The sequence below is a fragment of the Paenibacillus sp. FW101-FHT12H11 genome (assembly GCF_058790355.1).
Genome location: NZ_JBYTCO010000002.1, coordinates 577,518 through 589,887 on the forward strand (window position 1 = coordinate 577,518; position 12,370 = coordinate 589,887).

General features: G+C 45.4%; 8 protein-coding genes. 1 reads left to right on the top strand and 7 read right to left on the bottom strand.

The window, feature by feature from the left end; all coding sequences use genetic code 11:
* Positions 1-196 precede the first annotated feature (196 nt).
* Entirely contained in the window at positions 197-364 is a 168-nt protein-coding gene (locus tag AC3WTJ_RS08250; RefSeq protein ID WP_157324573.1) for a hypothetical protein, read from the top strand.
* Here AC3WTJ_RS08250 and gyrA read toward each other — a convergent pair.
* The 7 genes from gyrA to AC3WTJ_RS08285 all read right to left on the bottom strand — a co-directional run bounded on the left by gyrA (position 355) and on the right by AC3WTJ_RS08285 (position 12,223).
* The gene (gene gyrA / locus AC3WTJ_RS08255) at positions 355-2,796 is read right to left on the bottom strand and encodes a DNA gyrase subunit A (protein WP_492521415.1); all 2,442 of its coding nucleotides are present in this window, start codon (positions 2,794-2,796) and stop codon (positions 355-357) included. The two genes, AC3WTJ_RS08250 and gyrA, sit on opposite strands and share 10 nt — an antisense overlap.
* A gap of 24 nt (positions 2,797-2,820) precedes the next feature.
* Positions 2,821-4,788, bottom strand: a complete 1,968-nt coding sequence (gene parE, locus AC3WTJ_RS08260) for a DNA topoisomerase IV subunit B (protein WP_492521416.1) — start codon at positions 4,786-4,788, stop codon at positions 2,821-2,823.
* Positions 4,789-4,851: 63 nt separating this feature from the next.
* On the bottom strand, positions 4,852-5,844 hold the full coding sequence (locus tag AC3WTJ_RS08265) for an ABC transporter permease (RefSeq protein ID WP_157324828.1): 993 nt from the start codon (positions 5,842-5,844) through the stop codon (positions 4,852-4,854).
* A gap of 15 nt (positions 5,845-5,859) precedes the next feature.
* Positions 5,860-6,840, bottom strand: a complete 981-nt coding sequence (locus AC3WTJ_RS08270) for an ABC transporter ATP-binding protein (protein ID WP_157324566.1) — start codon at positions 6,838-6,840, stop codon at positions 5,860-5,862.
* Positions 6,840-7,655, bottom strand: a complete 816-nt coding sequence (locus AC3WTJ_RS08275) for a GDSL-type esterase/lipase family protein (RefSeq protein WP_492521417.1) — start codon at positions 7,653-7,655, stop codon at positions 6,840-6,842. The genes AC3WTJ_RS08270 and AC3WTJ_RS08275 overlap by 1 nt, the downstream gene beginning before the upstream one ends.
* A gap of 888 nt (positions 7,656-8,543) precedes the next feature.
* Positions 8,544-10,391 carry an ABC transporter ATP-binding protein gene (locus AC3WTJ_RS08280; RefSeq protein ID WP_492521418.1) on the bottom strand — a complete coding sequence of 616 codons (1,848 nt, stop codon included), beginning with the start codon at positions 10,389-10,391 and terminating at the stop codon, positions 8,544-8,546.
* Positions 10,388-12,223, bottom strand: a complete 1,836-nt coding sequence (locus AC3WTJ_RS08285) for an ABC transporter ATP-binding protein (RefSeq protein ID WP_492521419.1) — start codon at positions 12,221-12,223, stop codon at positions 10,388-10,390. The genes AC3WTJ_RS08280 and AC3WTJ_RS08285 overlap by 4 nt, the downstream gene beginning before the upstream one ends.
* Positions 12,224-12,370 lie beyond the last annotated feature (147 nt).

Genomic DNA, 12,370 nt, shown 5'->3' on the forward strand with positions numbered 1-12,370 from the left:
GGTTAAAAGGTTAATGCCGTTAATACTTTCCTACAAAAGCTGCACATTTCCAGGACATGCTGTGGCATGTTGTCGAGCCATCCACAACTTTGTCCGAACTTGAAGAATACCTCCACTTCTTTTTAACATTCCGCCCACATCTTACATATACTGTGAAGCAGTTAGATTAGCAGATCACGCTAAGGAGTGGTTCAAAGTGGACGATTGGAAAATGGAGCTTGGCAAAAAGGCACTTGAGGCCGGCATGCTGAAAGACCCACAGTGGCTGGATCGATTAGACGAACCGATGCCCCTGTGGGTCTTATTAGAGTTAGCTTTTATGCTGATGGAGAAACTGGATCCACCTACGGTCAGTTATGACTGAGGGAACCGCAGCACATCTATAATGGATTCTGTTTTGGTAACAGGGATAAGCTGTTTGCCTTGCGCTTTACGATCTTCCAGTGGCGCTGTCTCCGTCGAGAAGCGAAGCTTCTCTCCATTACTCATCACGGCAGTAATCTGATAATCCATTTTCACAATGAATGTTCGAATTAAACCTGTTCCATTCGGTCTCACGCGCTTGCCTTCTTTAAACTCAAAGGTGAGAATACCTTTTCCTCCACGCCCCTGAATTGGATAATCGACGACAAGGGACCGCTTGGCATATCCGAGGTCGGAGATGACGAGCACTTCCCCCTCATCCCCATAAATCCACTCAGCCGAGACGACATCATCGTCATCTTTGAGTTGGATGCCGCGCACACCCGCGGCTGCACGGCCCATCGGGTTTACTTCTTCCTCGCGGAAGCGGATGCTCATGCCCAGTTTCGTGACTAGCAGGATTTCCTTCGTGTTATCGCTGAGATGCACATGAAGCACTTCATCTTGCTCAGCAAGCTTACAAGCAACAAGTCCATTGGAGCGATTCGTCATGTACTCTTTGAGCTCCGTACGCTTCACTTGGCCCTTGCGAGTGACGAACACAAGTGATTTCGTTGGATCTTCAAAACCTTTGACCGGAATCACATTAACGATGCGGTCTTCTTTGGCGATTGGAATGACATTGACGATCGCGGTACCATTTTCTTTCCATTTGTACTCTGGCACTTGATGGACGGGCAATAAGTAGTACTGGCCTTTTTTCGTGAAGATCAGCAGGCTCTCAATCGTATTCACGTCCAGCAAGAAGCGTAAATAGTCGCCTTCCTTGAGACCTGTATTTTCCAGTTCTCCGCCAGATCGTGTAAACGACAGCTTGCTAGTACGTTTCAAGTAGCCTTCGTTAGAAAGGGTGACGAACACGTCTTCCGGATTGACGAGCACTTCCAGATTAACTTTCAGCTCCTCAACCTCGCCTTGAATCGCTGAACGGCGCTCAATGCCGTATTTCTTACGGATTTCGCCCATTTCATCTTTAATGACACCTAAGAGCTTTTTCAAGCTGCCCAAAATGCCACGCAAATAAGCAATTGTTTTTTCAACATCTTTCAACTCTTTTTCAAGAGTTGTAATTTCTAAATTCGTTAACCGGTATAATTGCAAGACGAGAATGGCGTCCGCTTGACGCTCAGTAAATCCAAATTTCTCCATCAGGTTGTTTTGTGCATCCTGCCGATTTTTGGACGCTTTGATTGTTGCGATTACTTCGTCCAAAATGTTAAGCGCTTTGACTAGCCCTTCCAGCACGTGAGCGCGGTCTTCCGCTTTCTCAAGCTCATATTGCGAACGGAACGTGACAACTTCCTTTTGATGCTCAATGTAAGCTTCCAGAATTTCGCGAATGCCCAATTGGCGCGGCGCTTTATTAACAATCGCCACCATATTGAAATTGTACGTGACTTGCAAGTCCGTCTTCTTCAACAAATAAGCTAAAATCCCTTGCGCATCCGCATCCTTTTTCAGTTCAATGACGATCCGTAATCCGTTACGTCCGCTTTCGTCCCGAACCTCCGCGATACCCTCGACTTTCTTCTCAAGACGGATGTTTTCCATTGCCGTTACAAGGCGCGCTTTCACGACCTGATACGGAATTTCCGTGATCACAATTTGTTGTCTTCCGCCGCGCATGTCTTCGATCGCTGTTTTGGACCTTATGTAGATCCGGCCTTTGCCAGTGCGATAAGCTTCACGAATCCCCTCTTCACCCATAATAATCCCGGATGTAGGGAAGTCAGGACCTTTAACGATGGTCATTAACTCTTCAACTGTCATCTCAGGCTTATCGATCATCGCTGTACAAGCATCAATAATTTCACGCAAGTTATGCGGCGGAATTTCAGTCGCAAAACCTGCCGAAATGCCGCTTACGCCGTTCACAAGCAGATTCGGATAACGCGCTGGGAGCACAACGGGCTCTTTCGTGGAGTTATCAAAATTATCTTTGAACATGACGGTACGTTTCTCAATATCACGAAGCAGTTCCATCGCAATTTCTGAGAGCCTTGCTTCTGTGTACCGCATCGCTGCCGGCGGATCATCATCTAGAGATCCCCAGTTTCCATGGCCATCCACAAGTGTATGACCCATCTTCCAAGGCTGTGCCATACGAACCATACCATCGTAAATAGAGGCATCTCCATGGGGATGATAGTTCCCCATCACATCGCCGACCGTTTTTGCGGACTTGCGGTACGGTTTATCAGGGGTATTCCCTGAGTCGTACATCGCATACAATACGCGTCGTTGTACAGGCTTTAAGCCGTCCCTGACATCCGGGATCGCGCGATCCTGGATAATGTATTTGGAATAACGCCCGAATCGATCGCCAACGATCTCTTCCAGATAGGCCGGTAAAAATTCTTCTAAAATACCCAACTTTCAGTCACCACTCTTTTTGGTCTACTCTACATATTCGGTAAAATCGACGTTCTCGATAATCCAACGTTTACGCGGATCCACTTTATCGCCCATTAAGGTTGTTACTCGGCGCTCCGCTTTCGCAGCGTCTTCAATCTGAACCTGCAGCAGTTGCCGACTCTCCGGATTCATGGTTGTTTCCCATAACTGCTCCGGATTCATCTCGCCAAGTCCTTTGTACCGCTGTAACTCGGTATTCTTGCCAAGCTCTTTCACAACTTGCTGCAATTGGTCGTCGGTCCATGCATATTTATAACCGCCATTTTTGCCTTTTCTTGTCACTTTGTAAAGCGGCGGCTGCGCAATGTACACCTTGCCTGCATCAATCATAGGTTTCATGTAGCGGTAGAAGAACGTCAGAAGCAGCACTTGGATATGTGCTCCGTCAGTATCCGCATCCGTCATAATAATGATTTTACCGTAGTTCATTTCTTCAACTTCGAACTCAGAGCCGACTCCTGCTCCGATTGCCGCAATAATCGCTTTATACTCGTCGTTTTTCATAATATCGAGAAGCTTTGCCTTTTCAGGGTTCATTGGCTTCCCTTTTAGCGGCAGAATCGCTTGATGCTTGGAGTCGCGCCCTTGTTTCGCGGAACCTCCCGCAGAATCTCCCTCAACGACGAATAATTCATTGCGCTGCAAATCCTTGGATTGCGCAGGAGTTAGCTTGCCGCCAAGGTTAGAGCTCTCGCTTTTCCCTTTTTTCCCGCTGCGAATCTCTTCTCTGGCTTTACGAGCAGCTTCACGGGCTTTAGAAGCTTGAACAGCCTTCTTCAGCATCATCTGCGCGATTTGCGGATTTTCTTCCAGAAACACCGTCATCTTGTCCGAAACAACCGCATCCACCGCACTTCTTGCAATAGCGCTTCCAAGCTGGTCTTTGGTTTGACCGACGAATTCGACATCGCCCATCTTGATATTGATTACGACCATCATACCTTCTCTTAGGTCGGTACCGTCAAGGTTTTTCTCTTTCTCTTTGAGAATGCCCGCTTTACGTGCATATTCATTCATGACCCTTGTATAAGCCGTTTTAAAACCCGTTTCATGCGTACCGCCGCCGCGGGTCGGAATTGCATTCACGAATGAGGCGATCGTTTCTGTGTAGCCATCATTGTATTGAAGAGCCACTTCCACTTCAATTTCGTCCTTCTCAGAGGCAAAATGAATAACGGGATGAAGCACCGTCTTCTCTTCATTCAAGAATTCAACGAATTGGCTGGCGCCGCCTTCATACTGGAATGAATCCTGTTTATCCGTGCGCTCATCTTTTAAATTAACCTGTAACCCCGAATTCAAGAAAGCAATCTCTTGCAAACGCTCGGATAAAGTATCGTATGAAATGGTAGTGCCGCCTTGGAATACGCGTTTATCCGGCTTGAACGTAACTTTAGTCCCTGTCCGGTTCGTATTGCCGATCACTTCAAGCTTCGTAACCGGTTCACCCACATGCTCGACACCAGCATCATCGACCCAGTATTCAAAGCGCATTTTGTGCACTTTGCCGTCACGGTAAATTTCAACTTCCAGCCACTCGGAGAGGGCATTCGTAACCGAGGCACCAACGCCATGCAGACCGCCGGACTTCTTGTATCCGGAGCCTCCGAACTTGCCGCCGGCATGAAGAATCGTATACACTACCTGCGGCGTAGGAACTCCAGTCTTATGCATACCTGTCGGAATCCCCCGACCGTTATCTTGCACCGTGATGGACTGATCTTTATGTATGGTCACACTGATTTTGGAACAGTATTTGGCAAGATGTTCATCTACCGCATTATCGACAATTTCCCAAATCAAATGGTGCAAACCGGAAGAACTCGTGCTGCCGATATACATCCCTGGTCGTTTACGAACAGCGACAAGCCCTTCCAGTACTTGAATATCATCGACATCATAATCCGATGTTGGGGCTTTTCCATTAGCAAATTCTAGTTGCTCAGTCATTGAAGCCCTCCTTTTTCTAATATAGGGTTCTTTGATAGGAGTTTCGCGACTCCAAGTATCTTGTTAATTCAATATATCCTTGCGGGAGAAAACAGTAAAGGAAACAATCAGCGAAATCGCGGCCCAAACACTTAATACACTTAACGAGAAGGCCAAATCCATACCTTTTATCGGCGGCAGACCTCCTGTAAGATATTTGGTTAAGTCCAAGTTGACCATAAACAAATACTTCGCTGTTTCCCAAGATGACACCATGTTCGAAAGAATCGTCCCCGAAATTAAGACTGCGAGCATGACCCCCATACCGGCAGCTGTTGATCGAATGAGAACAGAGATCATTAACGACATCAGTGCGACGACTAATGCCGAAAACCAAACTAATCCAAACTCCATCAAGAGGAAGAACCATTGATCAACCGCTCTTACCAGGCTGAAGTCCACATCCGTGCCATTGATCTGAATGCCTGTAAAAATAGGCATCGTCCATCCGTTATAGCCGAAAACAAGGCCAGAAATCAAGTAACACAGCACGCCGGTTGAAAGAACCGTAAGCGAAGTAAAGAAAATAACAGTAATTAATTTGCTCAATAGGATTTTCCATCGCCGGACCGGTCTTGTCAACAATAATTTAATAGTCCCCGTAGAATGCTCGGATGATACGATATCTGCCGAAATGACCATGATGATCAGCGGAATGAATAAAGAGACGGCATTTTTGACAAATTCACGCGTGAAAGTAACGGCATTAGGCGAGCTCGGATCGACATCTTGATCCAGATAATAATTAGCAATCTGAATCTGCACTTTAAGCTGCTGCTTCCATTCGTCTGGCGTACGTGCAGAGCTTAAACGCTTTTCCCAGTCAATAATTTTCTGGCGCTGATCCGCCTTCCAGTCTGTCGTACCAAATTGCTTTTGTGTATTTTGAGCCACTCGCATTTGTGCATAAGTAAACATAGGAATAAGGGCAAGCAGGATCAGGATGATCACATAAAATCGTTTTTTCTTGATCATTTTGATGCATTCATTTTTGACGAGTTCATACAGAATACGCATTTCTTTCACCGTCCCCTATTGTATGGTTTCACCCTCGGTTAGGCTCAAGAACAAATCTTCCAGCGTTGGGTTCTTGATTTCTACAGCGTAGAGGCTAATTCCTGCTTCCATCAATTGCCTACTTATTTGCGGGACATGCTCTTTATCCATCTGGGTAACAATTTGTCTCACTGAATCATGTGTATGCGTGGGATCATCTTGGCCAATTTCCTCAATCGCGTTCACAAGTGGAGACGCATCGAGAAGCCCCTCAGCCTTATCGGCCGGAGACACGGACCAAACCACTTTGCCGCCTTGCGCTATCAACTCATTCACCGCTCCTACTTGAATGACTTGGCCATGGCTAATAATCGCTACACGGTCACACATTTGCTGAATCTCGCTTAATAGATGGCTGGAAACAAACAAGCTCAATCCATCAGCCGCCAAACGCTGAATAAATTCCCTCATTTCCTTGATTCCTTGCGGATCAAGTCCATTGGTAGGCTCGTCCAAAATTAACAAGCTAGGCCGCCCAAGAAGCGCTTGCGCGATACCAAGCCGCTGCCTCATGCCAAGGGAGTAGGTACGAACTTTATCATGAATTCGCCCATCCATCGAAACAATTTCAACAACCTCATGAATTCTCTGCTCGTCAACATCCGGCAGCATTCTTGCAAAATGCTCGAGATTTTCCCATCCCGTTAAGTACGAATACAACTCCGGATTCTCTACAATGCAGCCAACATGACGCATGGCTTGATTGTGCTCCTTGCGAACGTCAAATCCACAAATGTGAATCGTCCCTTCCGTAGGCCGAATCAGATCAACAAGCATTCGAATGGTTGTTGTTTTCCCGGATCCGTTAGGCCCTAAGAAACCGAAAATTTCACCGGCATAGACATCAAAGGAAATTCCTTTGATAATCTCTTTATTTTTAATTTGTTTTCTCAAATTTTTCACGGATAATACGGTATCAGGAACGATTACTGCTTCTGTCACTTTGCCTGCCCCCATTACTTCAGAATTTGTAAAATTCGATCTGCAATCCGCTCATAACCATCCGCATTAGGATGAAAATGATCAGCCGAAGACAAATATTTAATCAAATTTTGTTCAAACAAATCATAAGTTGGGACAATCACCATTTGTGGATAACGATTGATCATTTCGAAAACGCCATTATTCCAGCGCTGCACAATAAGCGAACCTTCCTGTTTCGGATCCATATCTAAAAATGGATGATATAAGCCTACGTACATCACGGTTGCCTTTGGGTTGGCCTTATTAATCGCCTCGAGAATTTTCTGCACTTTATCCAGCGCCGGAGCCACACGACTTACCGCTGCCTCAGGGTTGAACTCTGTCTGATTATCCCCTTGGAAAAGTCCGTCTCCACCTGCAAAAATATCATTTCCGCCGATAGTAAGCAAGATAATATCTGCCTGCGCAAGCGCATCCTGTGTCTTCTTTAGCGCCAGATCAGCTAGCAGTTGGTCGCTCTTATAGCCTGGAATGGCTAAATTATTAAGCACAAATACCGGTTTGCCCGTTTCCTTCTCCAGCTTTTCACGGACGCGGCCCACATAACCTTGGCCTGTATTGTCACCCGTTCCTGCCGTTAATGAATCGCCGAGCGCTACAATTTGCAGCTTTGCTTTGCTTTCAATCATCGATTCCTTCTTCGGAGCCTCTGTCGCCAATTGAAGCGACCCGGAAGCCTTCGGAAACCATATCTGATTCGCCGCGTAAGCAAACCCTACAGCGAAAACAATCGTCGTAATAGATGCGGTTAAGCCAATTGTTCCCCATATGAAGCGAGATGATCTCAAAAATGTCCCCTCCTGCGAATAAATGGCATAATTCATACTAAGAGTATAGCTTCTAGAATAAATTTGCAAACGCTGTAAAAAGACAGTGCCAAAAAAACGATCATATGTTCGTTTGGATAGTATAACATATTTCGCCATAATTCAAACAGCCTCAATTATTTTTTGGTTTGTGTGTTTGATGATTTCCCCTAAGTAGAGACTCCAGGTCCGTTATGATCTGGCTTTGCGGAATTTTCCTCTAGACTTTGTGTGTTTGGTAAGGTGGAAGGTTGCAGATTGGTGAGTAGATCGGTTGGATTGTGGAATGTAGGTAAGCAGCTTGATTTTCTCGGGCTTTGTATTGTGCAAGTGCCTCTGCAAAGGTTAGAGGGGAACAACAGGGCGCTATTTCTTGGAAAATACACGTTTTCCGAGTAAGAAGGGAATTGTGGTCCTCTATTCCACCAATTTCGGCCGAAATTGCTGTCACGGTTCAAAGATAAGACCCTGTAATTCCGCTCATCGAGGAATCTGAATGATATCCTCGAAATAGAGGACTCCATTTCCGCTATGATTTAGCTTAGCGGAATTTTACGCTAAACTTTACGTTTACAAAACTCTAACGGACTCAGCTGCCGCTATTGGTTACTTTTAGAGTTAATTTGGACTTTAACGGACACTGATGACCTTAATCATCTTGAAACTAACTGAAACCACTGTAAATTCGTTAAATAACAGCTCCTCAGTCCGTTAGATTTTCAAAATGGGCAAATTGGGCCGATTAGCGGCTTGTGAGTCCGTTAGCAGCAGATGTAAAGCAATTGAAGAGGGTTGCAGGCATACACCTTTCCCCCACTTTTAGCAAAAAAAATAAACCTAGCGGCAAGAACATCACCGCCAGGTTTATGACTAAACAGCATCCTGCAAAAACTTATACTGCGCTTGAATCAAGCCGTAATAAATTTTCTGCTCCTTCATCAATTCATCATGATTGCCGATTTCCATCATGCGGCCATGATCCAGCACGACGATTTTGTCCGCGTTGCGAATCGTAGAAAGCCTGTGCGCCACGATGAAGGAAGTCCGCCCGGCAAGAAGCGTTTTGAGGGCTTCTTGGATTTTCAGCTCCGTATCCGTATCGATACTGGCCGTCGCTTCGTCCAGAATAAGCACTCGTGGATTCGCAAGCAGTGCCCTCGCAAAGGAAATCAACTGGCGTTGCCCCATGGATAACACATTTCCGCGCTCTTGTACCTCCGTGTCATAGCCATTCGGCAAGCCGACGATAAAGTCATGCGCATGAACGGCTTTAGCAGCCAGTTCAATCTCTTCGTTCGTTGCATCCAACCGACCAAAACGGATGTTATCTCGAATCGTGCCCGAAAAAATAAACGTATCCTGCAGAACGACGCCAATTTGGGAACGCACGCTTTGAATCGTAACATCGCGAATATTAGTGCCGTCAATCAGAATACGTCCCTCTGTAGGATCATAGAATCGGCAAAGCAGATTCATAATGGTACTTTTACCTGATCCTGTGTGCCCAACTAACGCAATAGATTGCCCTGCATGCACATCCAGATTGAAGCCTTTTAAAGCCGGACGACCAGCCTCGTACTCGAATACGAGATTTTCAAACTTCACATTCCCTTTGATGTTAGGCAGGTCTTTCGCGTCTTCAAGCTCAGCGACAGAAGGCTTTTCGTCGATAAATTCGAAGATCCGCTCGGCAGAAGCCATTGCAATTAGCAGTTGCGAATACATTTGACCCAGGCGCGTAATCGGCTCCCAGAAATAACCTATGTAAGTAGCGAAAGCAACCAATAAACCGACTGAAATTTCCTCCGTTTGGATCAAATAAGCACCCATCCAGAAGAGAATACAGTATCCAATTGCTCCTGTAATCTCGATGAGAGGACCGAACGTCTGATTGAGCATCGAAGCGCGATTCCAAGACAAACGGTTAACCATATTCATTTTGGTGAAAAACTGAATATTTTCTTTTTCCTGCGAATAAGCTTGGGTGACCCGTATCCCTTGAATACACTCATTCAAATGGGCATTCAGCCGCGATTGTTTCATCGTTACATCTTGCCAGGCATGGCGAATTTTCTTGCGCAGCTTGGTAGAAATCATGAACATGATCGGAACCGTTACAATAATGGCAGCCCCTAATTTAAAATTAAAAGTCAGCAAAATAATAATGATCCCAACAAGCTGCACGACGTCAATCAACAGGTTGACGACCCCGTTTGTAAACAAATCTTGTAGTGAGTTCACATAATTCGTTACACGAACAAGAACAGATCCTGCTGGACGTGTATCGAAGAATCGGAACGACAGCTTTTGAATGTGGCTGAACAAATCGTGCCGCAAATCGTAAATGACGCGTTGTCCAATCATATTCGTATACTTAATTCGGAACGTGTTTGCCAACCATTGGATGATATATACGCCAAGCATGACACCGACGATGATTAGCAGCAAGTTCGTATTTTTAGGTACAATAGCATTATCAATCGCTTCTCTGATCAGTAAGGGGACTGTCAGTTTAGTGATAGCTCCAACCAACATCATAATAATGATAATCGGGAGCATTTGTTTCTTATAGGGCTTCATATAACTGAATAAACGTTTCAATTGACCCCAATCGAAGGGCTTATCAATCAACTCATCATCCTGGTAGACAAATCGTTGCCCGACTTGAGAATCTTCGTTCTTGGCAGCCGCCTCGGCTTGATTCGATTTCGTACTCAATGTGCTAACCTTCTTTCTTGCAAAGAGGAATGGTTTCGCGCTGTCGCATCTAATTCACTATCTTTGGCTGCAGCAACTTGATCATCTTCAGTCGCTTGCTTAGGTTGATCCGCGTATTGAATATCGTAAGTTTGACGATAAAGGCCTTCCTGCTGCAGAAGCTCGTGATGTTTGCCTCTTTGAACGATTCGTCCTTTATCCAAGACGATGATTTCATCAGCATGCTTCAAGGAAGAAATCCGATGCGCAATAATAAATGTCGTTCTTCCCTTCATGACTTCGCTAAAGCCTGCTTGGATCTCGTGTTCTGTTTCCATATCAACAGCGCTCGTTGCATCATCAAGCACCAGGATTTTGGGATCTTTGATCAGTGCTCGAGCAATGGCAATACGCTGTTTTTGACCGCCTGATAAGCCTAATCCGCGCTCGCCGACAACGGTATCATAGCCTTCCGGCAGCTCAGAAATGAAATCATGCGCTTTAGCCAGTTTCGCTGCTCGAATAATTTCATCCATCGTAACATCTTTGCGTCCATAAGCGATATTGTTAAGAATAGTGGAAGAGAATAAGAACGTTTCTTGGAAAACGGTTGCAATCTGGCTGCGATAGCTTTCAATCTCAAGCGAACGAACATCTTTGTCGTCCAGCATGACTCGGCCGTCTTTCACATTGTACGCTCTCATCAGCAGTGAAATCACCGTCGTTTTACCTGAACCCGTGCTGCCTAGAAGCCCGATAACTGAGCCTGCCGGAGCATCCAAATTGAAGTCATATAAAGCTGGCTGCTTTTCGGGATAAGCAAATGTCACATTGTCGAAACGCACATGCCCTTTCACTTGGCTGCTTGTTACAACGGCTGCATCCGCTTGATCTTTCACATGTAAATATTGATGCAAAATATCGAGAATTTTCTCGCCAGAAGCTTTCGTATTCGTGAAGTTGTTGATATGGAAACCAAGTCCCCACATCGGTCCGATGATGTACCAGATTAAGCTGAAGCAAGCAACCAGCTCACCTAGGGAAATCGTATCCTGGATGACCATGTAACCCCCAACGCCAAGCAGCATAACGACGCTCAGATTCGCCAGAATTTCCATGATCGGAAAGTACTTCGCCCAAATCCCGGAACTTTCAATATTCATCGCCTTGTAGTCCTCGTTACGGGCTGAAAACTTAGTCACCTCATGAGCTTCACGCGCGAACGATTTGACAGTCCGAACCCCTGTGATGTTCTCTTGTACCGCGGTTGTCATCGAACTAAGTGATTGGCGCACCATCCGGAATGCGGGATGAATTTTGCCTTCAAAACGAATGGCTGTAAACGCCAGAAATGGCATCGAAATCATGGTCAGTAAAGCTAACTTCCAATTAATGGAGAACATCATGCTCATACCGAAAATCAACATTAGTAGAACGTTTAATAGTTGAGCGAAACCAAATCCGATGAATTGCCGAATTGCTTCCAAATCAGCCGTCAATCTGGACATTAAGTCCCCTGTTCTTGCTTGATCGTAGTACTGAAAGGATAAGTACTGCAGCTTGTTATAAAGCGCATTCCGCAAATGATACGCAACCCGGTTGCCCAATCGGCCCCCTAGCAAGCCATGCAGGAATTGAAACATCCCTTTCATAGAAACGACAATCACAACAATAATGGCTAATTTCGGAACGAGTTCAAATTGCTTTTTTGCGATCACGTTATCGATGAGATACCGGAGTAAATTCGGATAAACGAGACCTAATGCAGTTGCTAGGGCTAAACATAGAATGGCTCCAAAAAACAGTTTTTTCTCTGGCCAAAAATAGGGCTTCAGTTGCCTGAATACATCCACTTTGGTGACCCCTCCTCAAGAAGGTGAATTTGGAAAAGCTAGGTAAGCGTTTTAATACTTAATGAATCTTAACACCATCCCTATATGCGGGCAATCAGAAGAATGCGTGATATATTCGCTTAAAAGCCCATAACTTCACAAAAACGT

Coding starts and splice junctions, on each gene's coding strand:
- parE (WP_492521416.1), bottom strand. CDS start 4,788: ATGACTGAGCAACTAGAATTTGCTAATGGAAAAGCCCCAACATCGGAT.
- AC3WTJ_RS08265 (WP_157324828.1), bottom strand. CDS start 5,844: ATGCGTATTCTGTATGAACTCGTCAAAAATGAATGCATCAAAATGATC.
- AC3WTJ_RS08270 (WP_157324566.1), bottom strand. CDS start 6,840: ATGGGGGCAGGCAAAGTGACAGAAGCAGTAATCGTTCCTGATACCGTA.